The sequence below is a fragment of the Streptomyces sp. AM6-12 genome (genome assembly GCF_044327085.1).
GTDB lineage: Bacteria > Actinomycetota > Actinomycetes > Streptomycetales > Streptomycetaceae > Streptomyces.
Window position 1 is genome coordinate 520,000 of sequence record NZ_JBIQWN010000001.1, and the last position, 23,747, is coordinate 543,746.

Below are 23,747 nucleotides of genomic sequence, written 5' to 3' on the forward strand. Positions count from 1 at the left end.
GAAGATCAAACGATCGTCCGTAAACATGCCTATTGAGCGTGCGAGTAAGCGCGTGCTAGAAAGCGCCGTCATGACGACTCCTTGGTCACGTCGTGGTTTCCTGGCCGTCTGCTCCGGCACCGTCGCCGCCCTGGGACTGGGCACCTCCGCCCCGGCCGCCCCCGCACCGGACGAGTTCGCCGCCCTGCGAGCGAAGTGGCGCACCCTGATCCTCGGCGAGGGCTTCGCTCCCACCGCCGAGCCCTTCGCCTCCCGGCTGGCCGGTCTGGGCGGCACGGCACGGCAGTACCTCGCCGCCATGTCCCCCGCCGCCGGGTCGCTGTGGCCCGATCTCCCCTACGCCGACCGGGACCCGGAGTCGTACGTCTTCTCGGGCAACATGAGCACCAGCTTCACCCGGCTGAGCACCCTCGCGCAGGCGTACAGCCAGCCCGGCACCGCCCTGACCGGCGACGCGGGCCTGCGCGACGCCGTCCGCACCGGCCTCGACCACCTGCACGACGACGTGTACAACGCCGGCCAGGTGCGGTACGGCAACTGGTGGAGCTGGCAGATCGGCGCCCCACAGGCGCTGCTGGACACGTGCGTGCTGATGTACGACGCGCTGCCGGCCGACCGGCTCGCCGGTTACCTCGCCGCGGTGGACCACTTCGTGCCCGACTCGGCGGTGGGCAGCTACAGCGGCACGAGCACGGGCGCCAACCGGGTGGACCTGTGCCGGGTGCTGGCGCTGCGCGGGGTGGTCGGGGCGGCCGGGGCGAAGGTGGCGCTGGCCCGTGACGCCCTGTCCCCCGTCTTCCCGTACGTCTCCTCGGGTGACGGTCTGCACGCCGACGGCTCCTTCATCCAGCACACCTGGGTGCCGTACACCGGCTCGTACGGTTCGGTGTTCCTGGGCGGTCTGGGGATGCTGTTCGCGCTGCTGGCCGGGTCGGGCTGGGAGGTGACGGACGGGAACCGGACGGTCGTGTTCGACGCGGTCGAGAAAGCCTGGGCGCCGTTCCTCTACAACGGCCTGGTCATGGACGGCGTCGCGGGCCGCGCGGTCAGCCGGGGCCTGTCCGCCGGCGATCCGGCGCAGGTGCAGCAGGACGATCATCTGCGCGGCCATCCCATCCTCGCCGCGATCGTGCTGCTCGGGCAGGGCGCGAGCGCGGCCCAGAACGCGCGGTGGCGTGGCCTGGTGAAGGGCTGGATGCGGCGCGACCACTACCGGCCGCCGCTCGCGGACCCGGTGCTCAGCCTGCCGAACCTGGCCCTGCTGAACGGAGTCGAGGACGATGCGACGGTGCGGGCGGTCCCGGAGCCGACCGGGCACCGCCTGTTCCCGGCGATGGCGCGGGCCACGCACCGCCGGCCCGGCTGGGCGGCCGCGCTGAGCATGGCGAGCAAACGGATCGCGTACTACGAGTCCGGCAACGGCGAGAACCCGCGCGGCTGGCACACCGGTTCCGGGATGCTCTACTGGTGGGGCGACACATTCGCCAACGACCAGTACAGCGACGCCTTCTGGCCCACCGTCGACCCGTACCGGCTGCCCGGCACGACCGTCTCGCGCAAGGTGCTGGCCGACGGGGCGGGCGGCGACTGGGGCGCGGCCCGGCCGGACGTGAACTGGGTGGGCGGCGCGACGGACGGCCGGCGGGCCGCGGTCGGGCAGCACCTCAAGGGCCTCCAGTCCACACTCGTCGCGAAGAAGTCGTGGTTCTTCCTGGACGACACGGTGGTCTGCCTGGGCGCGGGCATCTCCTGCACCGACGGGACGGCCGTGGAGACGACGGTCGAGAACCGCAACCTCGGCGCGGTTGGCGGCGCGGTGTTCACGGTGGACGGCAGCACGGAACCGGCCGGGCACCCGTGGTCGCGGACGCTCTCCGACGCCGGCTGGGCGCACATCGGCGGGCACGGCGGCTACGTCTTCCCCGGCGGGGCGACGGTGCGGGCGCTGCGGGAGGCACGGGAGGGCAGCTGGAGTTCGATCAACTCGGGCGGTTCGACGGCCGTGTTGAGCAGGACGTACCTGACGGTGTACGTCGACCACGGCATCGATCCGGTGAACGCCTCGTACGCCTATCTGCTCATGCCGGGCGCGAGCGCGGCGCGCACGCGCGCACGATCGGCCGACCGGCACTGGCTGACCGTCCTGGCCAACACGGACGAGCAGCAGGGCGTTTCGGTCCGTTCGCTCGGCTTCACCGGGGTGAACTTCTGGTCCGGCGGCACGGTCGGACCGCTCGCGGCGAGCGATCCGTGCTCCGTGATGATCAGCGAGCGGGGGGACGGTACCGCGGTGATCGCCGTGAGCGATCCGATGCTCATGCGTACCGGTCTGACCGTGACCTGGCGGCGTCCGGTCGCCTCGGTCACCTCCGCACCGGCCACGCTCACTTCGGCCGCGACGGGCACGTCGCTCACCCTGACCTTCGGTGACCTCACCGGCACGGCCGGAACCACCCAGCTGATCACCGTCAGACTGCGCTGACCGCCCCGGCCCCCGCCTCCGCCGTCACACCCGCACCCGCGCCCTGTATGAACCGGCTCAGCGACGCCGTGAACGCGCCGACGAAGGCGTCCCTGTCCTCCTCCGGCAGGGCCTGAAGCGACAGGTAGGGGTTGAGGTCCTCCAGTTCGACCAGCAGGAGGCCGTCGTCGGGGGCGCGGCAGGCGTCGACGCGCTGGATGCCGTGGCCGAGGTCGTTCCAGTCGATGAAGCGCCGGGCGAACTCCAGGTCGGCGGCGGTCGCGGCGTACGGCTTCAGCTCCCAGCGGCGGCGCGGGTCGGGGGCGTAGAGGGCGTACTGGAAGTCGTCGTCCACGAAGTAGAAGGAGACCTCGTAGGCGAAGTCGATGTGCGGCTGGATCAGGACGTCGTCCCCGGCGTGCGCGTCGAGGCGGGTGGCGGGGACGATGCGCAGGCCGAGGGAGTCCGCGCCGAGCCGGGGCTTGACCACATAGCGGTGCGCGGGCGGCAGCCGGTGCACGTCCGTCAGGCGGTCGACGGTCGGGATCACCGGGTACCCGGCGGCGGTCAGGTCGAGGAGGTACTGCTTGCCGGCCATGTCCGCCTTGCCGGTGAGCGGGTTGTACACCCGGCTGCCGTGTGCCAGCGCCCGCGCGCGGAAGGTGTCGTAGGCCTGCTGGTAGCCGAGGACGGGGCCGCTGTTGCGGATGACGACGGCGTCGTGGCCGTCCATCAGGGCCGCCGCGTCCAGCGGATGGCACAGGGCGAGGTCGAAGTGGGCGCGCAGCCGGGAGGTGAGGAAGATGTCCTCGTCGCAGTAGCGGCGCCCGCGGGCCTGGTACGCCAGGTCGGTGACGTAGAGGACGCGGGGGCGAGCGGCGGGCATGCGGGTCTCCTTGGGCGGCGCTGGGGTCGAGGGTGGGACCGTTCGGGCGCAGAAAGGTTACGCCTGATCGATGACGCTCTTTCGATCACGTCCTCCAGGTCACCCGCGGTTCCCTCCCCGCGCGCGGCGCCATCGACAGATCGGCGCACCCCGACCCCCCGGAGCAGGACATTTCGTCCAGTGCGTCACCGGGCCCGCCGCCCCACAATGGCCGCCTCAGCCAGGCCGTCGGGACGCCGCGGGGCACCGCGGCACGCGACGGCGTGCCGAAGGGAGTGGCGATTTGCGGTCCATCGCAGGCGACGGGCAGGGGCGGCCCGGTACGGTCCCGCGGCCCCGGAGCACCGGGTCTCCGCACGGCTCCGGAGGGGTGACGTCATGAGTGCCGCCGAACCGCCGCCGCCACTGCCGCTGCCGCTGCCGCTGAGCGGCGTGCTCGTCGCCGACTTCGGGCGGGTGCTCGCGGCGCCGTACGCGACGATGCTCCTCGCCGATCTGGGCGCCGATGTGATCAAGGTCGAGCATCCGGCGGGCGGTGACGACACCCGTGCGTGGGGCCCGCCGCACGCGCACGGCGAGGCCACCTATTTCCTGTCCGTCAACCGCAACAAGCGTTCGGTCGCCCTGGACCTGCGCGAGCCGGCCGACCGGCGCCGCGCCGCCGAACTGGCGCGCCGCGCCGATGTGTTGTTCGAGAACTTCCGGCCGGGGACGCTGCACAAGTACGGGCTGGGCTACGACGAAGTCCGCGCTGCGAATCCGGGCATCGTGTACTGCTCGATCACCGGATTCGGGTCCGGGCCGGGGGCCGCGCTGCCCGGCTACGACTTGCTGATCCAGGCCGTGGGCGGGCTGATGAGCGTCACCGGGTCCGCGCCCGGCGAGCCGGTGAAGGCCGGGGTGGCGCTGGTGGACGTGCTCACCGGGCTGCACGCCGCGATCGGGGTGCTGGTCGCGCTGCGGCACCGGGACGCGACCGGCGAGGGACAGCTCGTCGAGGTCGATCTGCTGAGGACCCTGCTGTCGAGCCTGGTCAACCAGTCGGCCGGCTACACCCTGGCCGGCCGGGTGCCGGGCATCATGGGCAACCGGCACCCGTCGATCGCGCCGTACGAGGTGTTCCGGGCAGCGGACGGGCCGCTGGTGATCGCCGTCGGGAACGACCGCCAGTTCGCGGCGCTCTGCCGTGGCATCGGCGCCCCGGAGCTGGCCGACGACACGCGTTTCGCCACCAATGCCGACAGGGTGGCCCATGTGGACGAACTGGCGGCGCGGTTGGGCGAGTTGCTGGCGGTCCGCACCGCCGCCGAGTGGTTCGAGCGGCTCACCCCGCTGGGTGTCCCCTGCGGTCCGGTCAACGACCTCGCGCAGGCGTTCGCCCTCGCCGACCGGCTGGGCCTCGCGCCGCGCGCCTCGGTCGAGGGAGGCGACGGAGAGGTGCTGGACCTGGTCGCCAACCCGATCTCGCTGTCCCGTACCCCACCCCGCTACGACTGCCGACCGCCCCGCCTCGGCGAGCACACCGGGGAGATCGCCGACTGGCTGGACCACTGACCCGGCCGTCCGCCGCCATCGGTGCCGTACAGCCGTTCCAGGTTGGTCCGCCGGAGGGTGCCGTCGGTGGGGTCGCCCGGCCAGGCCACCGCCTGGGCTCCCCTGGACAGTGATCCCGAGCCCGGTTCGAGCGACTCACTTCTCGTGCAGCACTCAGTTCCCTGTTTTCTCCACACGTGCTGCACTGAGTGTCACAAAACGGGTCCGGGTGCTACGTTCCCGTGCCATGAGTGCGAGCAGTGCGGCGCCGGCCGCCAAACCGCCGATGCGGGACGCCCTGGTCGCGGCGGCCTTCCGGCTTTTCTCGGAACACGGCTACGAGCAGACCACGGTGGACGACATTGTGGCCCTGGCCGGAGTCGGCCGGCGCTCCTTCTTCCGGTACTTCCCCGCCAAGGAGGACGTGGTCTTCCCCGACCACGAGCGCTGCCTCACCGAGATGACCGCCTTCCTCACGGCGGGCGGCGAGGAGTGCGACCCGGTGCGGCGGGTGTGCGACGCGGCCCGGATGGTGCTGCACATGTACGCGGAGAACCCGGCGTTCTCCGTGCAGCGCTACCGCCTCACCCGGCAGGTGCCGGGCCTGCGGGCGTCCGAGTTGTCGGTGGTGTGGCGGTACGAGCGCGCGATGGCCGGATATCTGCGCGGCCGGCTCACCGGGCAGCCCGACGGAACCCTGCGCGCCGATGTGATCGCGGCCGCGGTGGTCGCCGCGCACAACAACGCCCTGCGCTCATGGCTGCGCGCGGACGGGCGGGGCGACGCGGTGGCGGCCCTTGACCACGCACTCGCGTACGTGCAGCGGGAGTTCGGGCGCCCGGACGAACCGGCGCCGGGCCCCCGCGACCCCGTACGGCTCGGGTCCGCGCCGGGCGACGCGGACGCCCCGCGCCCCGACGACGTCCTGGTCCTCGTCACCCGCAGGGACGCCCCGCTGTGGCGGGTGGTGCGGGAGCTGGAGACGGCGCTGGACCGCGGCTGAGCGCCCGGCACCATGGACGTGCGCAGGTCACCGCCGAACCATTTTTGGGGTACCGAGTACCTTTACGAGTGACACTGAGTGCCATACCCTGTCGGTCATGCGCGGTGGCCAGGCCGCCGGGCGCACGCGTGCACGGGACGCGCACGCGGGATTCCGGCCGAGTGCAGGGAGTTGACCAGGATGTACCACCACTCAGTGAGCGCCCCGCAATCGGCGGCCGGCTCCGCGGCGGGTGTGCTCGATCCCGTCCCCGCGGACGCCAGGGACGCCCTCAACTTCCAGCGCTGCACCTGGTGCGGTACGGCGATGTACCACCGGCTGCTATGTCCGGTGTGCCAGGGAAGCGACCTGCGCACCGAGCGCAGCGAGGGGATCGGCACCGTCCGCCACTCCACGATCGTGCACCGCAACACCCCCGCGGCGCGCAATGTTTCGCTGATCGAGATGGCCGAGGGCTTCGTCGTGCGCGGCCGGGTGATGGGCCCGCCGGTCGGCATCCACAGCGGTGACCGGGTGCGGCTGTCGACCGCCAAGGACCCGGTGCGCGGCGAGCCGGTCTTCCAGCTGCTGGACGAGCCGTACCGGGCCTGGACCTGATCCTCCGGTACGCCGGGTCCCTGCGCACCTCACTCCCGTACACCGGACCCCCGCACACCCCGCGTCCGATTCCCGTCCATGTGATCGATTCACTCCTCCCCCACAGGCAACCCACAGACTCCGCGTTCCGTCCTCCGGGAGCGAGGGGCCCCGGGTAGGCCGGGGCTCCCGAGGTCGGGGGTCGAGGAGGAACTGTGGTCCGTGCCCGGCGTATATGGGTCACCGCCGCCGCGTTGTGCGCGGTGGCGGGTGTGTCTCCAGGGGTGGCGGTCGCCCAGGGCCAACCGCCTTCGGTGGCGGCCGCGTTGGCGTCATCGGACGGTCGGGGGGCGCTGCCGCCGGGCTGGCGGCTGACCGGCGTGGGTTCCGGGACCCGGCTGGAGTGGCGGTCCGACCGGCCGGTGCCGATGGGTGACGCGCGTGTCGAATTCCGTTCCGGCGGGCGCCCGTTGGGGGTGCCGCAGCAGGACGCCGACGGCCGCACGTTCCGGCTGCCGCTCGACCGGCGGGCGAACGGAGCGCACGGGCCGGCCGGACTCGGGCGGCTCGACGGGCTTGAGGTCTGGTCCGGCGGCCACCGGCTGGACGGCCGTACGGGCGGGACGGCACCCACAGCGCCCGCCTCCCCCGCGGTCCCCGCCGCACCGGGCAAGCCCGCTCTCCCGCCCCCGCTGCCCGCGAACGGTGTCGATCCGGGCAAGCCGGGCGCGTACCGCACCAAGACCGGCGAGTACACGCTGAAGTCGGTGCGGCTGCCGGGCTTCGCGCAGCCGGTGGAGATGCGCGCCGTGGTCGTCGCCCCCGTCGGCGCCCCCGGCAAGCGTCCGCTCGCGCTCTTTCTGCACGGCCGACACGCCACCTGCTACCGGGGCGGCGACATCACCATCGACTGGCCCTGCCAGTCCGGATACCAGCCGGTGCCGAGCTACCGGGGCTATCTGCGCGACCAGCGACTGCTGGCCTCCCAGGGCTATATGACGGTGTCGATCGCGGCGAACGGCGTCAACGGGCAGGACGGCGACGCGGAGGACGGCGGCGCCCAGGCGCGCTCCTCCCTGATCCGGCTCCATCTCGCCCACTGGGCCGACTGGGCGCAGCGCCCCGGGTCCGCGCCGGCGATCGTCCGCACGGCGCCCCGCGCCGACCTGTCGCGGGTCCTGCTCGTCGGGCACTCGCGGGGCGGCGAGGGCGTCAACCGGGCGGCCCTGGACAGCCTTTACCCGCCGCCCGCCGATCAGGACGGCTACCACGGCGCGGTGCGCTGGACCGTGCGCGGCATGGTGCTCATCGGCCCCACCGTCTTCGGCCAGAACCCGGTGCCGGACGTGCCGTCGGTGTCGGTCCTGCCCGGCTGCGACGGCGATGTCTCCGACCTGGAAGGCGAGTTGTACGTCGACGGGACGCGCGCGGTCAGCAACGGCAGCGCGCTGCACAGTGCCGTGTACGTCGTCGGCGCCGACCACAACTTCTTCAACTCCGAGTGGGATCCCGGCTCTTCTGCGGCGCCCGCCGAGGACGACTTCTACGACGACCCGGACCATCCGGACCCGGTGTGCGGCAAGCACGCCGCGACCCGGCTCAGCGCCGACCATCAGCACCAGGCCGGTTCGGTGTACATCGCGGCGGCCGCGCGGCTGTTCGTGGCCGGCGACGACCGGGTCCGGCCGCTGCTGGACGGCTCCGGGAAGCGGGCGCCGTCGGCGGATCCGGCGCGGGTCCTCAGCCACGCGGTGGGGGCGCGCCGCGGCGGCGGGTTCCTGCCGGACGACGGGGTCTCGGTGAGCGGCGGCAGGCTGTGCGCCGCAGTGGATCCCAGCCCGGCCAGGCGCTGCCTCGGTGAGGACGCGGGCGGCTCCTCGCCGCACTTCGCGCAGTGGGGCACCGACCGGGAGGCCGGCCGGCACGCGATCGCGCTGCGCTGGACGCACACCGGTGCCCGCACACGGGTGACCGCGCAGCGGCCGGTTTCCCTGTCCGGCACCGGGGACCTGGCGCTGCGGCTGTTCGTGCCGCCCAACTCCCGTGGCACGCAGTTCGATGTGACGCTCACCGACGCCGCCGGGCACCGGGCCGTGCTGGGCCGGATCCAGGCCGACGGGCTGCCCGGCAGCGAGCGGACCGCCTCGTACTGGGCCCGTGAGTTCCGGGTTCCGCTGGCGGCCGCCAGCCGCGCCCATGTCGACCTGCGCTCGGTCAAGTCGATGGAACTGACGGCGCGTTCGGCGTCCGGGCGGGCCTGGCTCGTCGACGCGTGGGGCTGGCGTCCGGGGACGCCCGCGGTACGCGCGGCGGCGCTGCCGCGCGTGGACCTCGGCCGGCTGACGGTGCCCGAGGGCGACTCGGGCACGCGCACCTATCACGTGCCGGTCCGGGTGTCGGGTCACGGCAGCGGACAGGTCCGCGTCTACGTCCTCGACCCGGCCACCGGCCATGCCACGGAGCGGCTGGTCACGGTGCGTCCGGGCGGCCACGACATCGACGTACCGGTCAAGGTCGAGGGCAACACCCGCTACGGCACGGACGTGACGTACGACGTGCTGGTCAAGGCGGTGCACGGCGCCGTCGTCGGATCCTACAGCGGCGGCATCACCGTGCACGACGACGATCCCGCGCCCACCATGACCGTCACCCCGCTCGCGGACCGCGTCACGGAGGGGCGGTCGCTCAGCTGGCGCGTCTCGCTGTCGGAACCGGTCGACGTGGACATGAGCGCCGCCTTCCGCGCGACCGCGCCGGCCGCCGGTCCGGAGCTGTCCACCAAGGACGTCTCCGCGGCCTGGCTGCGCGACGTCTCCGGTGAATCCCCGGACCCGGAGCGCCCGTTGTCCAAGGTGAAGGGCCTCTACCTGTGGGTCGACATCCCCGCGCACCGGACGAGTGCGGTCATCACGGTGCCCACCGTCAAGGACAAGGCCGCCGAGCCGGCGGAGTCGGTCCGGTTCGAGCAGCTGGACGACATGACGGGTGAACCCCGGCCGCACGGGCTGGTGTTGGAAGGTTCGGTGCTGAACGCGTCCTGAACCGTTGGTAATTCCGGGTGGCCCCGGCCGTCAGGTGTCGAAGGTCACCCGGATGCCGACCGTGCCGTCGGTGCCGCGCCGCAGCCTGCTGCCCAGGAGGGTGAGGCGGCCGAGGATGCCGTACTTGCGGGCGATCAGGGCGCGGTAGCGGGCGGTGGTGGCCGGGTCGGTGATCTCGGCGGTGGCGGGGAACTGGTCGCCGGTGGGGTTGCCGCGCACGTCGCAGGGGCCGGCGAGGACGCCGGGACGGTTGCGGACGCGGCTGACCTTGTGGCTGTCGGCGGCCGTCCAGACGCCGAGGCTCGCGCCGTCCCGGACCACCCACACGGGGGTGGCCACGGGGGTGCCGTTCCGGCGGTAGCTGGTGAGCAGCAGGTACTTTCCGGCGGCGAGCCGGGCCGTGCGCGCATCGTCGTCCATGACGGGAGTCTAGGCGTTCACTCACTTCAGGGCGGCGGCCATGCGGTGTACCGCCTCGGTCAGGATGTCCGGCGAAGTGGCGAGGTTGAGGCGGGCGTGGCCCGCGCCGCCGGTGCCGAACGGGGGACCGGCGGAGAGGGCGACCCGGCCGCGGTCCAGGAAGATCTGGGCGGGGTCGTCGCCGAGGCCGAGGGCGCGGCAGTCCAGCCAGGCGAGGTAGGTGGCCTCGCCGGGGTGTGCGCGGACCGCGGGCAGGTGCTCGGCGAGCAGGGCGGAAAGCAGGCGCCGGTTGGCGCGGATCCCGGCGAGCAGGGCATCGAGCCAGCCGGTGGCCTCGCGCAGGGCGGCGGTGTGCGCGATGATCGCGACGTGGCTGGCCCCGTGGCCGACCTCCTCGGGCATGCGGGCGAGATCGGCGGCGGCCTCCCGACCGGCCAGGGCGAGGGCGGCCTTGAGGCCCGGCAGGTTCCAGCCCTTGGATGCCGACATGAGCGAGAGGCCCCGTGCGGCGGCGGGCAGGCTGAGGTAGGGCACGAAGGGGGTGCCGGGGTCGGTGAGCGGGGCGTGGATCTCGTCCGCGACGACCCGCACGCCGTGGCGTTCGGCCAGTTCGGCGACGGCGGTCAGCTCGGCGGCGGTGTGCACGGTGCCGGTGGGGTTGTGAGGACTGCACAGCAGGTAGGCGGCGCGTGTGCCGCCCGCCGTGGCCCGCCGGAAGGCGTCCTCCAGTGCCGTCGGGTCGAGGCGCAGGTCCGCGCCGAGCGGGGCCTCCACCACACGGCGGTCCATATGGGTGAGGAACGCGTAGAACGGCGGGTACACCGGCGGGTTGACGATCACCGGATCGCCCGCTCCGGTCACCAGCTTGATCATTTCGACCACGCCGAGCATGACGTCCGGAACGATCGCCGTACGGTCGGCCGCGATCCCGTCCCAGTGCCAGCGCCGGGCCGCGAAGGCGGCGAGGGCCTCGGCATAGGCGGTGCCGGCCGGGTACCCGGTGTCGCCCAGGGCGAGCGCGCCGGCCACGGCGCGGACGACGGGCGGGGCGAGGGGCACGTCCATCTCGGCCACCCACAGCGGGAGGACGTCCTCGGGGTAGGTGCGCCACTTCATGCTCGTACGACGGCGCAACCGCTCCAGGTCGAGGGCGCGCAACGGGTCCGGTTCGCCGGCGGTGTCGTGCGGGAAGCTGGTCATGAGGCACAAGATAGGGGGCCGCGCGGTGGGCCGGTACGGGGCGGAGGAGGCGGGCGGGTCCGTGGTGCGCAGCCGGGAGGTCGCCTGTGACGAGTCGGGGTCGGACGGCGAGAACCTGACCGGCGGCAACACGGAGGTGTTCGCGCACGCGAGCGTGGCGCTGCCGGTGGACGCGGCGGCGGAGTGCGTACGGGAGATCCGGCGCCGGATCCGTTCGCCCGCCGAGGAGTACAAGGCGAACCATCTGCTGCGGGAGAAGCACCGGGCGGTGCTGGAGTGGCTGCTGGACGAGACGGGCCCGATCCACGGGTACGCCCATGTCGAACTGACGGAGAAGGCGTACCTCGTGGTGGAGCGGACCGTCGCCCTGCTGCTCGGGGACGCGGCCGAGGCCGGTCCGCTGTACCGGCATGGTCCCGGCGCCTCCGGCGGGAGGCAGTGGCGGGAGTTCCTGCGCGCGGCGAACCGTCTGCTGCGCGTGCGTTCCGACGGCGACCCGCTCACCGTCGTCGAACACTTCTTCCGTACGGTCGACACGCTCACGCGGGCGCGGCCGGGCCCCGAGGCGGCGCGTGTCCTGCGCCGGCTGTCCGCGGCCCGTCCCCGCGCGGTCGCCTACCGGGAGCGGGTCCGGGCCGCCCCGCCGCTGTTCCCGGCCCTGAACCCCCTCTTCCCGGCGATCCGGCGCACGGCGAGGTGGTGGAGTGCCGGCGGGGTGCCGGTGACGCTGGTCCACGATCAGCAGAACGCGCTGACACCGGGCCGGGTCGCGGCGCTTGTGCAGGGCGCCCGGCGCGACGGGATCGCGCTCGACGGTCTGCGGCTGGTCGACTCCCGCGACGACGCCCGTGTGCAGATCGCCGATTTCCTGGCCGGTGTCGCCCGCAGCATCGCCGCCGACCGGCTGGCCGGCGGCGGCGACCCGTCCCTGATCGCGGCCCTGCGCCCCTACACCGGCGACTGGGCGCCCGCGGGCGCGGTACCGGAATGGGGCGGACCGGCGGCGCGGGGCAACTCGGGGGATTAGATTGCGCCTTGAAGGTTGAGATAACTCCTCCAGGCACCCAGGAGCTGACGCACGTGACCGACAACCCCGCAGCCACCAACGACGTGGCGGTGTCGCTGCGCGCCCGTATCAACACCAGCCAGCCGCACACGGCGCGGATCTGGAACTACTGGCTCGGCGGCAAGGACAACTACGAGGTCGACCGGGCGGCCGGCGACCAGATCCGCCAACTGCACCCGGGCATCGGGGAGTACGCGCGCGCGGACCGGCTGTTCCTGGGCCGGGCGGTGCGGCATCTGGTCGAGAAGGAGGGCGTCCGCCAGTTCCTGGACGTCGGTACGGGGCTGCCCACCGCCGACAACACGCACGAGGTCGCCCAGCGGATCGCGCCGGAGTCGCGGATCGTGTACGTGGACAACGATCCGCTGGTCCTGGCGCACGCGCGGGCCCTGCTGACGAGCACGCCGGAGGGCCGTACCGACTACCTGGACGAGGATCTGCGCAATGTGGACGCGATCCTCGAACACGCGGCGAGAACGCTGGACTTCAGCGAGCCGGTCGCGCTGATACTGCTCGGCGTGGTGATCTTCATCGGGGACGACGACGAGGCGTACGGGCTGGTGCGCAAGCTCATGGACCGGCTTCCGGCGGGCAGCCATCTGGTGCTGTCGCACACGGTCACGCATCCGTCGATGCCGGATGTGGACGAGGCGGTGAAGTTCTGGAACGAGCACGGCACGCCGAAGCTGACCCAGCGCACGCCGGCGGACGTGGCGCGGTTCTTCGACGGTCTTCGGCTGCTGGAGCCGGGTGTGGTCTCCTGCTCGCGCTGGCGCCCGGAACACGACAACGGGGCCGAGCCGGAGGAGGTCGCGATGTTCGGCGGGGTGGCCCGCAAGGGCTGAGGAGGGGTCGGGGACCCGCGACATCCGAGGGGGGTCGCGGGTTCGCGCGGTGAGGTCAGACGCCCCGGTACGGCCGCGGGGCCGCGGCGGCCCATTCCATCACGAGGCGCTGGTACTGCTTGCGCTGCTCGGTGGTCAGCGTCCCGCCCGATCGGCGCCACAGGGCCCGGATCTCCTCGTTGACCTCCGCGGCCGATCGCTCGGAGGCGGCTTCAAGAGTGGTGGACATGCTGTGAAGCATATGCCGATCGACGTGAAGGCGCTGTGAGTAAGTACCCTCGATACGGACATTTCGGACCGTGTTGCTCATCACGTCGATGTGTCAAGCGGCGTCCGGGAGTTCACACCCGACCCTCACCCGACGGCCGCACCGGGACCGCCGGACGAGGGGTGAGCGGACGCTCAGGTGCCGGGCTTGCGGCCGTACACGAAGACGTCGTCGCCGGTCCGCAGCAGCGACCAGTACTTCTTGGCGTCCTTCGGGGTCATGTTGACGCAGCCGTGCGAGCCGGGCGGGTTCCACATGCTCAGTCCGACCGAGTGGAACGCCTCCCCGCCGTTGAAGAACTGGCTGTAGGGCATCGACACGTCGTAGAGCGTCGAGACGTGGTGCAGGTCACGCCAGTAGACCTTCGTCAGGCCGGTCCGGGTCACGAAGCCCTTGCGGCCGGTGCGCACAGGCACGGGGCCGTAGACGAGCTTCTTGCCGTCCTGGATCCAGCTGAGCTGGTGCGTCAGGTCCACACAGGCGATCCGGCCCTTGTTCACCGGGCACTTGCCGCTCTTGTTCGGGTTCTTCCCTATGGCCTTCTGCTGGTTGATGAGGTTCATCACACCCCAGGTGACGGGTCCCGCGTACCCGATGGTGGGGGTGATGCCGTTCTTCGCCTGGAAGGAGCGGATCGCCTTGCAGTCGGCGGCGGACTGACGGCCGTCGACCGGCCGGCCGAGGAACTTCTCCGCCTGCTTCTGGTACGGGCCCGTCGCCGTGGAGCAGGAACTCGCGGCCTGGGCCGGCGCCGTGGTGAGGGCGAGTGTGAGCGGCGCCACCAGTCCCGTGAGCCCGAGTGCCACCACACCTCGTCTGCGTATGTCCCCCATGAGGGCTTCTCTCCTTTGCGTCACCGTTTTGGCCAGGGCCTCCCCCTGGATGTCTTCGTGCGTTTCCCACGATCCCGGACAAGTAGACCCGATCGGGCGCATCAGGGTTGCCTTTCTGGTCACGCCGTGACGAAACGGTGAACTTCCTCACCCCTGAGCCGGCCGGCGGGGAGCGTCCGGCCGTAGGCGACGAGCAGCAGGTCCTGGGCGCGGCCGTACAGGGGCGCGCCGGTGCCGAAGGACCAGTCGAGGTCGTCGGCGCACAGCCGCACCCCGGTGAGGTCGGTACCGAAGAAGCGGAAGGCGCGCGGGTCGAGGGCGCCGAGGAGGATCCGCAGCCGGTCCTCGGGGACGCGCCGGTCGAGGCCCAGGGCGACGGTGACGTCCAGACCGTGGACGACGTCATGGCCGAGGGCCGCGGCGAGGCCGCCGACCGGGGGCTTCCAGGGGTGGCGGGCGTGGGTGCGCAGGAAGCGGGCAAGGTCGCGGTCCGGGTGGGCGGCGGCGTCCCGGCGGGCGAGCCGGTCGGTCATCCGGTTCAGGCTCCCGCGCGCCCTGGGCAGCTCCAGCAGCACCTTCGCGGTCGGGTACCGGAATCCCATCGACATGTGGGCCACGACCTCCCGTACCCGCCAGCCGGCGCACAGACTTGGCGCGTCCCACTGCGCGGGTGACAACTCCTCGAAAAAAGTGGCCAGATCGCGGCGCTCGGCGGCGATCAGCGCATGCCTTGTCCATACGTCTCAGTGCCGGGGCTCAGTGCGCAGATACGGCAGCTGGAGCGGGAGTTGGGGCAGCCGCTGCTGGACCGTTCGGGGCGCACGGTGCGGCCGACCGAGGCCGGTGAGGCCGTACTGCCGTACGCGCGGGCCGCGTTGGCGGCGGTCGAGGGGGTGCGGCAGATGGTCCAGGAGTACACGGGCCTGCTGCGGGGGCGGGTCGCGATCGGACTGGTGCCCGGCGCCCTGACCCATCCGTTCGACCTGGCCGGGCTGCTCGCCGACTTCCACCGGGCGCATCCCGGCGTGGAGGTGACCCTCACCGAGGACGTGTCGGAGGCGATGCTGTCCGCGCCGCGCGGCGGCGCGCTGGACCTCGCGGTGGCCGGGGTGGCGGACCGGGTCCCGCCTGCGGGCATCGCCTGGGAGGTGTGCGTGGATGTGCCGCTGGTCGTGGCGGCCGTACCGGAGCATCCGCTGCTGGCCGCGCACCGGGACGGGGGCGCCGTCCCGCCGGCCGCGCTGGACGGGCAGCGGCTGATCGGGCTGCCGCGCGGAACCGGGATGCGGGCGGTGCTGGAACGACTGTGCGCCGGGGCCGGGTTCCCACCACACGTCGTGTTCGAGGCCGCGACCCCGGACGCGCTGGCCCGCCTCGCGGCGCGCGGCCTCGGCGTCGCCGTCCTGCCCGGCCAGGACCCCCGCCCCGGACTGCGCACCCTCCCGCTCGCCGACCCGCGCGCCCGCGGCCGTGTGGCCCTCGCCTGGCGGACCCGGGGCCCGCTGAGCCCGGCGGCACGGGAGCTGCTGGACCGGCTTCGGCGGACGATGCGCGCGGGAGCGTAGACCCCAACCGGGCCGGTAGGGCGGTCAGTTGCGGGGCTCGTGCAGGGCGGCGCGGAAGCCGGTGTGCACCGAGGTAAGGCCGCCGTCGACCACCAGCGTGGTGCCGGTGATCCAGGCGGCGTCGCGGGAGGCGAGGAAGGCGACCGCGGCGGCGATGTCCTCGGGTTCGCCGATCCTGCCCAGCGGGTACAGAGCACGGACGGCCGCCAGGTCGTCGGCGCGCCCCTCCCACGCCGAGGTGCGCACCGTGCCCGGCGCCACCAGGTTCACCCGCACGCCCCGCGCCGCCGCGTGCCCGGCGAGGGTGCGGGTCAGCGAGCCGAGGCCGGCCTTGGCGGCGCTGTAGGCGTGGTTGCCGAAGTCCTGGAGGCCGTTGACGGAGCCGATGCTGACGATCGCGCCGCGTCCGGAGGCGGCCAGGTGGGGCAGGGCGGCGCGGCAGGTGCGGTGGACGCCGGTCAGGGTGATGTCGAGGTCGCGGGCCCATGACTCGTCCGTGCCGTCCTCGAAGCGCGGGGCGTCCGGGGTGCAGTGGGCGGCGCAGTTGACCAGCACGTCCAGGGAGCCGAAGGCGTCGACGGCGTGGGCCACGGCCGCCTCCACGGCGGTGCGGTCGGCGACGTCGCACGCGAACGCCTCGGCGCTCAGGCCCTGTTGGCGCAGCCCGGCGGCGGTCCGCTCGGCCTCGGCCGGGTCCCGGTCGGTCACCAGGATCCGGCCGCCCTCCTCGGCGAGCCGCCGGGCGACCGCGGCACCGATACCGCGGGCCGCCGCGGTGACGAGAACTCCGTGTCCCGCGAAACGGGTGTGATCGCTCATGGGGTGACGGTACGGCCGTCCGCGCGGTCTTTCACCCTCGTGGACCGGAGATGGCGTCCCGGACCGGGGTGGTGGCCTGGGCCGGAGGTGGCCGTTAGCTGGCGAGCCGGTCGGCGACGGCGGAGGGGTCCGGCAGGAACCACAACTGGTCGCCCTGGTTGGACTCGTGGACGAAGTCGCGCAGGGCGTCGCTCGCCGCGGTGTGGGCCGTGATGTCGCCGACGACGGCGAGCCGCACCCGGTAGTTCACGAACTTCTGCACGACGGCGCCCGCGACACCGGACCGCAGCCGGAAGAACTCGGGCGCGATCCGGGCCACCGGCACCTCGACCAGCTGGGCGTCCTGCCCGAAGGCGTCACCGATCAGGTCCAGTGCCGCGCGCTCCCCGTCCAGGGGCGGGCCGTCGGGGGCGCAGCGCAGGACGCGGACGTCGTGCAGGGTCACGAGCGTGTTCGTGGTCATGCCCGCGACCCTATGCGCACACGGCTGTTCAGTGCCCGCGTTTAATCCATTCCTCCAGGTGGGGGGCCTCGGCGCCGATGGTGGTGGAGTCGCCGTGGCCGGTGAGGACCCTGGTCTCGGGCGGGAGGGTGAGCAGTTTGCCGCGGATGGAGTCGATGATCGTCGGGAAGTGGGAGAAGGAGCGTCCGGTGGCGCCGGGGCCGCCCTGGAAGAGGGTGTCGCCGGTGAAGACGGCGCCCAGCGCGGGGTCGTAGAGGCAGACCGCGCCGGGCGCGTGGCCGGGGGTGTGCAGCACGGTGAGGTCGGCGCCGGCCGCCTCGATGACCTGGTCGTCCACGAGGAGCCGGTCGGGTTCGCGGTCGGGGTGGGTCATCCGCCACAGCGGCAGGTCGTCGGGGTGCAGCCAGATGACCGCGCCGGTGCGGTCGGCGAGGGCGGGCGCCGCGTCGATGTGGTCGTTGTGGGCGTGGGTGCACACGATGGCGGTGAGCCGGCGGTCGCCCACGGCGCGGGCGATGGCGTCGGCGTCATGGGCGGCGTCGATGACGATCGCCTCGTGGTCGTCGCCGACGATCCAGACGTTGTTGTCGACGTCCCAGGTGCCGCCGTCGAGGGTGAACTGGCCCGAGGTGACGAGGTGTTCGATGCGGGCGGTCATCAGAGCACCACCACCGAGCGCAGCACGTCGCCCTGGTGCATCCGCTCGAACGCCTTCTCCACCTCGTCCAGTCGGATGGTCTCGGTGACGAACGCGTCGAGCGGCAGCCTGCCTTGCAGGTGCAGGTCGATGAGCATGGGGAAGTCGCGGGAGGGCAGGCAGTCGCCGTACCAGCTGGACTTGAGGGCGCCGCCGCGGCCGAAGACGTCCAGCAGGGGCAGTTCGAGCTTCATCTCGGGGGTGGGGACGCCGACGAGGACGACGGTGCCGGCCAGGTCGCGGGCGTAGAAGGCCTGCTGGTACGTCTCCGGGCGGCCGACCGCCTCGATGACGACGTCGGCGCCGAAGCCGCCGGTCAGCTCGCGGACGGCCTCGACGGGGTCCTGCCGCGTGGAGTTGACGGTGTGGGTGGCGCCCAGGGTGCGGGCCTTCTCCAGTTTGCGGTCGTCGATGTCCACGGCGATGATCTTCGCCGCGCCGGCCAGTTCGGCGCCGGCGATGGCCGCGTCCCCGACGCCGCCGCAGCCGATGACGGCGACCGAGTCGCCCCGGCCGACGTTGCCGGTGTTGATGGCGGCGCCGATGCCGGCCATCACGCCGCAGCCGAGGAGGCCCGCGACGGCCGGGGAGACGGACGGGTCGACCTTGGTGCACTGGCCGGCGGCGACCAGGGTCTTCTCGGCGAAGGCTCCGATGCCGAGGGCCGGGGAGAGTTCCTGGCCGGTGGCGGCGAGGGTCATCTTCTGCTCGGCGTTGTGGGTGTCGAAGCAGTACCAGGGGCGGCCGCGCCGACAGGCCCGGCAGTTGCCGCAGACGGCACGCCAGTTGAGGATGACGAAGTCGCCGGGCGCGACCTCGGTGACACCGTCGCCGACGGACTCCACCACACCGGCGGCCTCATGGCCGAGCAGGAAGGGGTAGTCGTCGGAGATGCCGCCCTGCTTGTAGTGCAGATCGGTGTGGCAGACACCGCAGGCCTGGACGCGTACCACGGCCTCGCCCGGACCGGGATCGGGCACCACGATCGTCTCGACTCGTACGGGCTCGTTCTTGCCCGGTGCGATCACGCCGCGTACTTCCTGCGCCATGGTCTGTTTCCTTCCATCGAGTGCTTACGGTGCAGACCCTACGCGCGCCCGATGGGCGGCGGAGCGGGCCACGGCGGGGAAAGTGGATCTTTCCCCCGGCGGGCAGCGGCCGCAGTGTGAGGACGACGGCGGGGCTCCGGCCGGGCCCGCCTACGGCACCTCCTGCGCGTCCGTGTCCCTCCCGGCCCGAGGAGCGCTTATGAATTGCACAAGAATCGGACCGGATGACGACGTTCTCTGATGGCAATTCCTTTGCGCGGTGCGGGAACCCGGCTGGTCCGGGTGCTTACCCGGCCGTGCCTTCATGGAGGCATGCCCGCTGATGGCCGTAAGGGACGTACCGCATTCCTGTTCTCGGCCGGTGCCTCGCCGCGCCGTGGAACGGAACGTGAACTCGCGGCGGCTTTCCCGCTGTTCGCCGAGTCGCTGGACGAGCTGTGCGCGCGTCTGGACCCGTACCTCGAACTGCCGTTGAAATGCGTGATGTCCGCGGACCCCGGCACCCGGACCGCGGCGCTGCTGGGCCGGGTGGCGTACGCCGGGCCGGCGCTTTTCGCGCTCCAGGTGGCGCAGTACCGGCTGCTGCTCAGCTGGGGTGCCCGGCCCGATGTGCTGTTCGGGCTCGGAGCCGGGCGGATGGCCGCCGCGTACGCCGCCGGGGTCTTCTCGCTCGCGGACGCCTGCCACGCGGTCGGCACGCTGGCCCGGCTGCTGGACGGCGCCCCGGACGAGGCGGCGCCGCGGGCGCTGCGCGCCGCCTACGGCCGTACGCTCGCCACGCTCCACCCGAGCCCGCCGCGGCTGCCCCTCGTCTCCGATGTCACCGGCCGCCCGGTCGGCGCCGAGACCGCCGAGCCGGGGTTCTGGCTGCCGGGCTGGGTGACCCGGCGGTTCACGGACGTGGTCGCCGGGCTGCACCGGGACGGGGTGCGCACCTGGCTGGAGCTGGGCCCGGCGGACGCCCTGCTCCGGGCGCTCGCGGCCGGCCTGCCGCCCGGCACCGCCCCCGGCGCGGCGTACGCCGTGGCGCGGGACTGGGCGGTGCTGGGCACGGGCAGCGGGCCGCGACTGCGCGGCGCCCCGGCGTGACGCGTCGGTGCCGGGGGTGACGCCTCGGCTCCCGGCGTGGCCCCAGCCGCCGGCACCACGGGTCGGCCACCGGCGTCGCGCGTCGGGCTCAGCCGACGGCCGGCACCAGGCCCGTCACCGGCGCCACGATGTCGGTGACCTGGTGCAGCTCGCTGAGCTGTTCCAGCCGGCTGATCTGGTTGAGGGCCTTGAGCTGCTCGGAGGTCGAGGGCAGCTGCGCCCGCTGCTCGGCGGGGATGTTGCCGGTGGTGAGCGTGTCGAGCACGGTCATGGGGTTGATCTGCCCGGTGTGCGTGGCGCTCGCGTCGGCCGCGTTGGCGAGGGGTGCGGCCAGGCCCGTGACCCCCGCGGCAAGACCGAGGGCGGCGACGATACGGCGTGTTGAGATCATGCCCTCAGCAACGGCCGGGGCGCCCGGCCGGACACGGGTGGCGGCCCGCGCTCACTCGTGAGGCGGAGCCCGTCCCGTGCGCTTGCCGGGGGCGCCGGGCCGGGGGACGCTCGAAGACGGGGCCGTACGGTCCGTCGTGCGCCGGGCCGCGAGCGCCTGAAGGAGGTCACCATGGGCACCGCGACAGGCTCCGCCTTCGACATCGAGACACTGCGCCGGGGCATCGAGGGGAACACCGGGAACACGCTGCTGTCCCTGTACGCGGACGACGCGGAGATCCGCATCGTCGACCGTGACAGCCAGCCCAGCCACCCGAAGATCGTGCACGGTCGCGGCGAGATCGCTGAGATGCTCGACGACATCTACCGCCGCGACATGATCCACAAGCTGGACCGGTGTGTGGTGCAGGGCGACCACGCCGCGTTCACCGAGTCCTGCCAGTACGGGGACGGCACCCGCGTCCTCGCCGAGTCGATGATCACCTTGCGGGACGGGAAGATCGCCGAGCAGATCCTGATCCAGGCATGGGACGAGTAGCCAGGAGGTTCGCGCGGGTCCAGGTCAGCTCCCGGCTGACCTGGACTTTCTCGGCCCGCGCGGGGGTGGGCCGGGCGCGGCCCCGGCGCCGCGGGCCGGTCTCGGGGGTGGGTGGCCCGGTGACGACGGCGGTGGTGCGGTCGGTGCTGAGGGTGGTGCGGGGGCGTCCGCGGGTCGCGGTGCCGCGGACGCCGCGGGTCCGGCTGGTGCGGCACGGACGGACGCGCTGAGCCACACCGGTCCAGCTGAGCCAACCCGGCCCAGGGCGCCGGGACTTGAGGGCGGGCACGCGGGTCGTGACGGCATCGGCGTACGCGGCCCGGCGCCCGGTCCTCGGCCTCGTACGCCCCTCGGTTACGCTGTACCCGGCCGTGACTGGCGCTGAGGTGGAGTACCACCGGGGAGCGGTCCATCGTGGTTGCCGCGCGCCTGGGCGAGTCGAATCGATCCAGCTCAGGAGTGTGCCGCATGACCCAGGCCCGTCTCATGGACGGAACCGCCCTCGCCCGTCGCATCGTCGGGGACACCGCGCGCAGGGCGGCGGAACTCACCACGCGGACCGGTGTCACGCCGTGTCTCGCGACCGTGCTGGTCGGCGAGGACCCGGCGTCCGTGACGTACGTGCGGATGAAGCAGAACCGCTGCCGCAAGGCCGGCATCACCTCCCGGCACGTGGCCCTGCCCGCGCACACGAGCACCACCGAACTGGTGGGCACACTGCGGGGGTTGTCGGCCGATCCGGCGGTGCACGGAATCCTGCTCCAGCACCCGGTGGGCGAGCACATCGACGAGCGGGCGGCGTTCGAGGCGATCGCGCCCGAGAAGGACGTCGACGGGGTCACCTTCGCCTCCTTCGCCACCATGAGCTTCGGCCTGCCGGGCTTCGTGTCCTGCACGCCGGGCGGCATCCTGCGGCTGCTGGACGAGTACGGCGTCGATCCGGCCGGCAAGCGGGCCGTGGTGGTGGGCCGCAGCGCGATCCTCGGCAAGCCGGTGGGCATGCTGCTGCTGGCCAGGGACGCGACGGTGACGTACTGCCACTCGCGCACCCGTGATCTGTCGGCGGCGGTCCGCGAGGCCGACATCGTCGTCGCCGCGGTCGGCCGGCCCCGGCTGCTGCGGGGCCAGGACATCAAGCCCGGCGCGATCGTGATCGACGCGGGCTACAACGCCGGGAACGTCGGCGACGTCGACTTCGACTCGGCCGTAGAACGGGCCTCGCTGATCACCCCGGTGCCGGGCGGCGTCGGCCCGATGACGATCGCCACGCTACTGGAACAGACGGTGACGGCGGCGGAAACTGCCGCAGGGGGGCGTGCGGCGGCCTGACGGAAGGGGACGGGCCGGTCACAGCCGGCCGCGTGACCGCGAGACCCGGCCGCGCGCCGGTCGTACGCGGTTTGCCTGTAAGGGAGTTGACCACCCGGTCGATGCGGGCGCCCCGTAAGGGGCTTGACCGCCCGGTCGTACGCGGCCGCCCCGTAAGGGGCTTGACCGCCCAGTCGTACGCGATCGCCCCGTACGGTGCATGACCGCCCGGCCGTACGCGGCCGCCCCGTACGGGACTTCACCGCCCGGTCGCACTCGGCTCCGCGGTCCACGGCTCGGCCCTACCGGTCGTACTCGGCTCCGCCTGACGGGAGTTGGCCGTACCGGCTGCGCGCGGCGGGAGCCGGCCGCACCCGCCCTGCCCCGCGCTCCCGCCCCGGCTCCCCGCTCCCCCGCTCACCCCTCCGCCAGCACCATCCTGAACCTCGCGTTCCCGGCCATCATCTTCCGGTACGCCGCGTCCGCCTCCGTCAGCGGGACCTTCTCCGTCATCGGACGGATGCCGTGCAGGACGCTGAAGGCCATGGTGTCCTCGATGTCCCGCGAGGTCCCGGAGGGGTGGCCGCGGACCACGCGGGCGGCCATCAGGAGTTGGTTCGGGTTGATGCCGAGGGGGGCGATGTCCGCGCCGATGACGACCAGTTCGCCGCGGTGGCCCAGGCCGTCCACCGTGGCGGCGATGGCCTCGGAGTTGCCGGCGGTGGCGAGGACGACCTTGGCGCCGCCGAGGGACTGGAGCGCCTCGGCGACCGGCGTCGCGGCGGTGCTGTCGATGTAGTGGTGGGCGCCGAGCTGCTTGGCGAAGTCGGCCTTCTGGGGGCCGCGGGCGATCGCGACCGTCTCGAAGCCCATCGCGGCCGCGTACTGCACGCCGAGGTGCCCGAGCCCGCCCAGGCCGAGCACCGCGACCAGGTCGCCGGGCCGCCCCGCGCTGCGCCGCAGCCCGTTGAAGGTGGTGACACCCGCGCAGGCCATCGGCCCCGCGTCGCTCGCGGCGAGCGCGTCCGGGATCCGGGCCAGGGCGTCGACGGGCGCGACCACCTGCTCGCCGAAGCCGCCGTCGTAGGCCCAGCCCGGCACCTTGAGGCGCTCGCACACGATGAAGTCGCCCTCGCGGCAGGCCCGGCAGTAGCCGCAGCTCCCGCCGAACCAGCCCACGGCCACCCGGTCGCCGACCTGCCAGCCGCGGTCGGCCGCCCCCTCTCCCAATTCCGCGATCCGCCCGGCGATCTCGTGTCCGGGTACCTCGGGGAAGGTGATGCCGGGCACCGCGGCGCTGACGAAGAGCGCGTCGCTGTGGCAGACGCCGCACGCCTCGACGGCGATCCGCACATGTCCGGGGCCGGGACTCGGCATCTCCCGCTCAGCCAGCTCGAACGTGCCGTTCGCGGCGGTCACTTGGGCGACTCGATAGCTACTCATGGATCTCTCCGCGGAAGGGTCTCGCGAGCGACGGGCAAGGGTACGGCGGCCCGCCCGTTTCCCAGCAGACCAGTTCCCGCCGGATTCCGCGCGCCGAAGGCGTGGTTACCCCGGGCGACGACCCATTACGCTCCGTGCACATCGGAGCGCCCCTCGCCAGGCGATGGGTTAACCCTCAACAAATTCGGGCCGCAGCGGCCGTAGCGCTCGCCGGGCCCGCACCCCAGTCATAGAGTGACCTACATCACGCCGGA

General features: G+C 73.0%; 23 protein-coding genes and 1 riboswitch. Of the genes, 11 read left to right on the forward strand and 12 right to left on the reverse strand.

All coding sequences use genetic code 11. The annotated features are described in order from the left end of the window. Nucleotides 1–70: 70 nt before the first annotated feature. On the forward strand, nt 71–2,482 hold the full coding sequence (locus ACE4Q9_RS02200; RefSeq protein ID WP_397982480.1) for a polysaccharide lyase 8 family protein: 2,412 nt from the start codon (nt 71–73) through the stop codon (nt 2,480–2,482). Here the strand turns inward: ACE4Q9_RS02200 and ACE4Q9_RS02205 are convergent. Beyond that, entirely contained in the window at nt 2,469–3,347 is an 879-nt protein-coding gene (locus ACE4Q9_RS02205) for a hypothetical protein (RefSeq protein ID WP_397982481.1), read from the reverse strand. The two genes, ACE4Q9_RS02200 and ACE4Q9_RS02205, sit on opposite strands and share 14 nt — an antisense overlap. 378 nt (nt 3,348–3,725) lie before the next feature. Between ACE4Q9_RS02205 and ACE4Q9_RS02210 the strand changes: the two genes are divergently transcribed. The 4 genes from ACE4Q9_RS02210 to ACE4Q9_RS02225 all read left to right on the forward strand — a co-directional run bounded on the left by ACE4Q9_RS02210 (nt 3,726) and on the right by ACE4Q9_RS02225 (nt 9,500). Then, nucleotides 3,726–4,901 (forward strand): CaiB/BaiF CoA transferase family protein, encoded by a 1,176-nt coding sequence (locus ACE4Q9_RS02210; RefSeq protein ID WP_397982482.1) that lies wholly within the window; start codon nt 3,726–3,728, stop codon nt 4,899–4,901. Between the two features lie 226 nt (nt 4,902–5,127). Then, nucleotides 5,128–5,883: a TetR family transcriptional regulator gene (locus ACE4Q9_RS02215; RefSeq protein WP_397982483.1), complete on the forward strand. Its 756-nt coding sequence runs from the start codon at nt 5,128–5,130 to the stop codon at nt 5,881–5,883. A gap of 180 nt (nt 5,884–6,063) precedes the next feature. Next, the gene (locus ACE4Q9_RS02220) at nt 6,064–6,480 is read left to right on the forward strand and encodes a Zn-ribbon domain-containing OB-fold protein (protein ID WP_397982484.1); all 417 of its coding nucleotides are present in this window, start codon (nt 6,064–6,066) and stop codon (nt 6,478–6,480) included. A 194-nt stretch (nt 6,481–6,674) separates the two neighbouring features. After that, on the forward strand, nt 6,675–9,500 hold the full coding sequence (locus tag ACE4Q9_RS02225) for an alpha/beta hydrolase family protein (protein ID WP_397982485.1): 2,826 nt from the start codon (nt 6,675–6,677) through the stop codon (nt 9,498–9,500). Between the two features lie 30 nt (nt 9,501–9,530). On the opposite strand, the gene ACE4Q9_RS02230 is transcribed toward ACE4Q9_RS02225, so the two are convergent. Together ACE4Q9_RS02230 and ACE4Q9_RS02235 are read right to left on the reverse strand one after the other, a co-directional pair. Further along, a complete protein-coding gene (locus ACE4Q9_RS02230) occupies nt 9,531–9,920 on the reverse strand; it encodes a PPOX class F420-dependent oxidoreductase (protein ID WP_397982486.1) in 390 nt (129 codons plus the stop codon). Nucleotides 9,921–9,941: 21 nt separating this feature from the next. After that, a complete protein-coding gene (locus tag ACE4Q9_RS02235) occupies nt 9,942–11,120 on the reverse strand; it encodes a MalY/PatB family protein (protein ID WP_397982487.1) in 1,179 nt (392 codons plus the stop codon). Between ACE4Q9_RS02235 and ACE4Q9_RS02240 the strand changes: the two genes are divergently transcribed. After that, entirely contained in the window at nt 11,119–12,147 is a 1,029-nt protein-coding gene (locus tag ACE4Q9_RS02240) for a DUF3800 domain-containing protein (protein WP_397982488.1), read from the forward strand. The genes ACE4Q9_RS02235 and ACE4Q9_RS02240 overlap by 2 nt on opposite strands. Nucleotides 12,148–12,200: 53 nt before the next feature. Then, complete coding sequence (locus ACE4Q9_RS02245) at nt 12,201–13,031, forward strand: SAM-dependent methyltransferase (protein ID WP_397982489.1); 831 nt, start codon at nt 12,201–12,203, stop codon at nt 13,029–13,031. Between the two features lie 55 nt (nt 13,032–13,086). Here ACE4Q9_RS02245 and ACE4Q9_RS02250 read toward each other — a convergent pair whose 3' ends face one another. From ACE4Q9_RS02250 to ACE4Q9_RS02260, 3 genes are all read right to left on the reverse strand, one after another. After that, nucleotides 13,087–13,272 (reverse strand): hypothetical protein, encoded by a 186-nt coding sequence (locus tag ACE4Q9_RS02250; RefSeq protein WP_397982490.1) that lies wholly within the window; start codon nt 13,270–13,272, stop codon nt 13,087–13,089. Nucleotides 13,273–13,433: 161 nt separating this feature from the next. After that, entirely contained in the window at nt 13,434–14,132 is a 699-nt protein-coding gene (locus tag ACE4Q9_RS02255) for a L,D-transpeptidase family protein (RefSeq protein WP_397982491.1), read from the reverse strand. Between the two features lie 119 nt (nt 14,133–14,251). Next, entirely contained in the window at nt 14,252–14,854 is a 603-nt protein-coding gene (locus ACE4Q9_RS02260) for a maleylpyruvate isomerase family mycothiol-dependent enzyme (protein ID WP_397987097.1), read from the reverse strand. 24 nt (nt 14,855–14,878) lie between these two features. Between ACE4Q9_RS02260 and ACE4Q9_RS02265 the strand changes: the two genes are divergently transcribed. Continuing rightward, on the forward strand, nt 14,879–15,697 hold the full coding sequence (locus tag ACE4Q9_RS02265) for a LysR family transcriptional regulator (RefSeq protein WP_397982492.1): 819 nt from the start codon (nt 14,879–14,881) through the stop codon (nt 15,695–15,697). A gap of 24 nt (nt 15,698–15,721) precedes the next feature. On the opposite strand, the gene ACE4Q9_RS02270 is transcribed toward ACE4Q9_RS02265, so the two are convergent. From ACE4Q9_RS02270 to ACE4Q9_RS02285, 4 genes are all read right to left on the reverse strand, one after another. Then, on the reverse strand, nt 15,722–16,516 hold the full coding sequence (locus ACE4Q9_RS02270; protein WP_397982493.1) for an SDR family NAD(P)-dependent oxidoreductase: 795 nt from the start codon (nt 16,514–16,516) through the stop codon (nt 15,722–15,724). A gap of 94 nt (nt 16,517–16,610) precedes the next feature. Next, on the reverse strand, nt 16,611–16,979 hold the full coding sequence (locus ACE4Q9_RS02275; protein ID WP_397982494.1) for a DUF4180 domain-containing protein: 369 nt from the start codon (nt 16,977–16,979) through the stop codon (nt 16,611–16,613). A 28-nt stretch (nt 16,980–17,007) separates the two neighbouring features. Then, nucleotides 17,008–17,637, reverse strand: coding sequence for an MBL fold metallo-hydrolase (locus ACE4Q9_RS02280; protein WP_397982495.1), 630 nt, complete (start codon nt 17,635–17,637; stop codon nt 17,008–17,010). Continuing rightward, nucleotides 17,637–18,725, reverse strand: coding sequence for an S-(hydroxymethyl)mycothiol dehydrogenase (locus tag ACE4Q9_RS02285; protein ID WP_397982496.1), 1,089 nt, complete (start codon nt 18,723–18,725; stop codon nt 17,637–17,639). Before ACE4Q9_RS02285 ends, ACE4Q9_RS02280 begins: the two co-directional genes overlap by 1 nt. 312 nt (nt 18,726–19,037) lie before the next feature. On the opposite strand from ACE4Q9_RS02285, the gene ACE4Q9_RS02290 reads away from it, so the two are divergent. Next, nucleotides 19,038–19,814, forward strand: a complete 777-nt coding sequence (locus ACE4Q9_RS02290; protein ID WP_397982497.1) for an acyltransferase domain-containing protein — start codon at nt 19,038–19,040, stop codon at nt 19,812–19,814. Nucleotides 19,815–19,902: 88 nt separating this feature from the next. Here the strand turns inward: ACE4Q9_RS02290 and ACE4Q9_RS02295 are convergent, their stop codons facing one another. Then, complete coding sequence (locus ACE4Q9_RS02295) at nt 19,903–20,205, reverse strand: hypothetical protein (RefSeq protein ID WP_397982498.1); 303 nt, start codon at nt 20,203–20,205, stop codon at nt 19,903–19,905. Between the two features lie 171 nt (nt 20,206–20,376). Between ACE4Q9_RS02295 and ACE4Q9_RS02300 the strand changes: the two genes are divergently transcribed. Both ACE4Q9_RS02300 and ACE4Q9_RS02305 read left to right on the forward strand, forming a co-directional pair. Beyond that, nucleotides 20,377–20,742, forward strand: coding sequence for a nuclear transport factor 2 family protein (locus tag ACE4Q9_RS02300; protein ID WP_397982499.1), 366 nt, complete (start codon nt 20,377–20,379; stop codon nt 20,740–20,742). Nucleotides 20,743–21,103: 361 nt separating this feature from the next. After that, a riboswitch (ZMP/ZTP riboswitch) is annotated at nt 21,104–21,184 on the forward strand. Nucleotides 21,185–21,210: 26 nt separating this feature from the next. Beyond that, a complete protein-coding gene (locus ACE4Q9_RS02305) occupies nt 21,211–22,071 on the forward strand; it encodes a bifunctional 5,10-methylenetetrahydrofolate dehydrogenase/5,10-methenyltetrahydrofolate cyclohydrolase (RefSeq protein WP_397982500.1) in 861 nt (286 codons plus the stop codon). 396 nt (nt 22,072–22,467) lie between these two features. Here the strand turns inward: ACE4Q9_RS02305 and ACE4Q9_RS02310 are convergent, their stop codons facing one another. Next, entirely contained in the window at nt 22,468–23,493 is a 1,026-nt protein-coding gene (locus ACE4Q9_RS02310; RefSeq protein WP_397982501.1) for an alcohol dehydrogenase catalytic domain-containing protein, read from the reverse strand. Between the last annotated feature and the right edge of the window lie 254 nt (nt 23,494–23,747).

What these genes read in the sequence shown, in the direction of transcription:
- ACE4Q9_RS02200 (WP_397982480.1), top strand. Translation starts at nt 71, where the DNA reads ATGACGACTCCTTGGTCACGTCGTGGTTTCCTGGCCGTCTGCTCCGGC.
- ACE4Q9_RS02205 (WP_397982481.1), bottom strand. Translation starts at nt 3,347, where the DNA reads ATGCCCGCCGCTCGCCCCCGCGTCCTCTACGTCACCGACCTGGCGTAC.
- ACE4Q9_RS02210 (WP_397982482.1), top strand. Translation starts at nt 3,726, where the DNA reads ATGAGTGCCGCCGAACCGCCGCCGCCACTGCCGCTGCCGCTGCCGCTG.
- ACE4Q9_RS02215 (WP_397982483.1), top strand. Translation starts at nt 5,128, where the DNA reads ATGAGTGCGAGCAGTGCGGCGCCGGCCGCCAAACCGCCGATGCGGGAC.
- ACE4Q9_RS02220 (WP_397982484.1), top strand. Translation starts at nt 6,064, where the DNA reads ATGTACCACCACTCAGTGAGCGCCCCGCAATCGGCGGCCGGCTCCGCG.
- ACE4Q9_RS02230 (WP_397982486.1), bottom strand. Translation starts at nt 9,920, where the DNA reads ATGGACGACGATGCGCGCACGGCCCGGCTCGCCGCCGGAAAGTACCTG.
- ACE4Q9_RS02240 (WP_397982488.1), top strand. Translation starts at nt 11,119, where the DNA reads ATGAGGCACAAGATAGGGGGCCGCGCGGTGGGCCGGTACGGGGCGGAG.
- ACE4Q9_RS02235 (WP_397982487.1), bottom strand. Translation starts at nt 11,120, where the DNA reads ATGACCAGCTTCCCGCACGACACCGCCGGCGAACCGGACCCGTTGCGC.
- ACE4Q9_RS02250 (WP_397982490.1), bottom strand. Translation starts at nt 13,272, where the DNA reads ATGCTTCACAGCATGTCCACCACTCTTGAAGCCGCCTCCGAGCGATCG.
- ACE4Q9_RS02255 (WP_397982491.1), bottom strand. Translation starts at nt 14,132, where the DNA reads ATGGGGGACATACGCAGACGAGGTGTGGTGGCACTCGGGCTCACGGGA.
- ACE4Q9_RS02270 (WP_397982493.1), bottom strand. Translation starts at nt 16,516, where the DNA reads ATGAGCGATCACACCCGTTTCGCGGGACACGGAGTTCTCGTCACCGCG.
- ACE4Q9_RS02275 (WP_397982494.1), bottom strand. Translation starts at nt 16,979, where the DNA reads ATGACCACGAACACGCTCGTGACCCTGCACGACGTCCGCGTCCTGCGC.
- ACE4Q9_RS02280 (WP_397982495.1), bottom strand. Translation starts at nt 17,637, where the DNA reads ATGACCGCCCGCATCGAACACCTCGTCACCTCGGGCCAGTTCACCCTC.
- ACE4Q9_RS02285 (WP_397982496.1), bottom strand. Translation starts at nt 18,725, where the DNA reads ATGGCGCAGGAAGTACGCGGCGTGATCGCACCGGGCAAGAACGAGCCC.
- ACE4Q9_RS02290 (WP_397982497.1), top strand. Translation starts at nt 19,038, where the DNA reads ATGCCCGCTGATGGCCGTAAGGGACGTACCGCATTCCTGTTCTCGGCC.
- ACE4Q9_RS02295 (WP_397982498.1), bottom strand. Translation starts at nt 20,205, where the DNA reads ATGATCTCAACACGCCGTATCGTCGCCGCCCTCGGTCTTGCCGCGGGG.
- ACE4Q9_RS02300 (WP_397982499.1), top strand. Translation starts at nt 20,377, where the DNA reads ATGGGCACCGCGACAGGCTCCGCCTTCGACATCGAGACACTGCGCCGG.
- ACE4Q9_RS02305 (WP_397982500.1), top strand. Translation starts at nt 21,211, where the DNA reads ATGACCCAGGCCCGTCTCATGGACGGAACCGCCCTCGCCCGTCGCATC.
- ACE4Q9_RS02310 (WP_397982501.1), bottom strand. Translation starts at nt 23,493, where the DNA reads ATGAGTAGCTATCGAGTCGCCCAAGTGACCGCCGCGAACGGCACGTTC.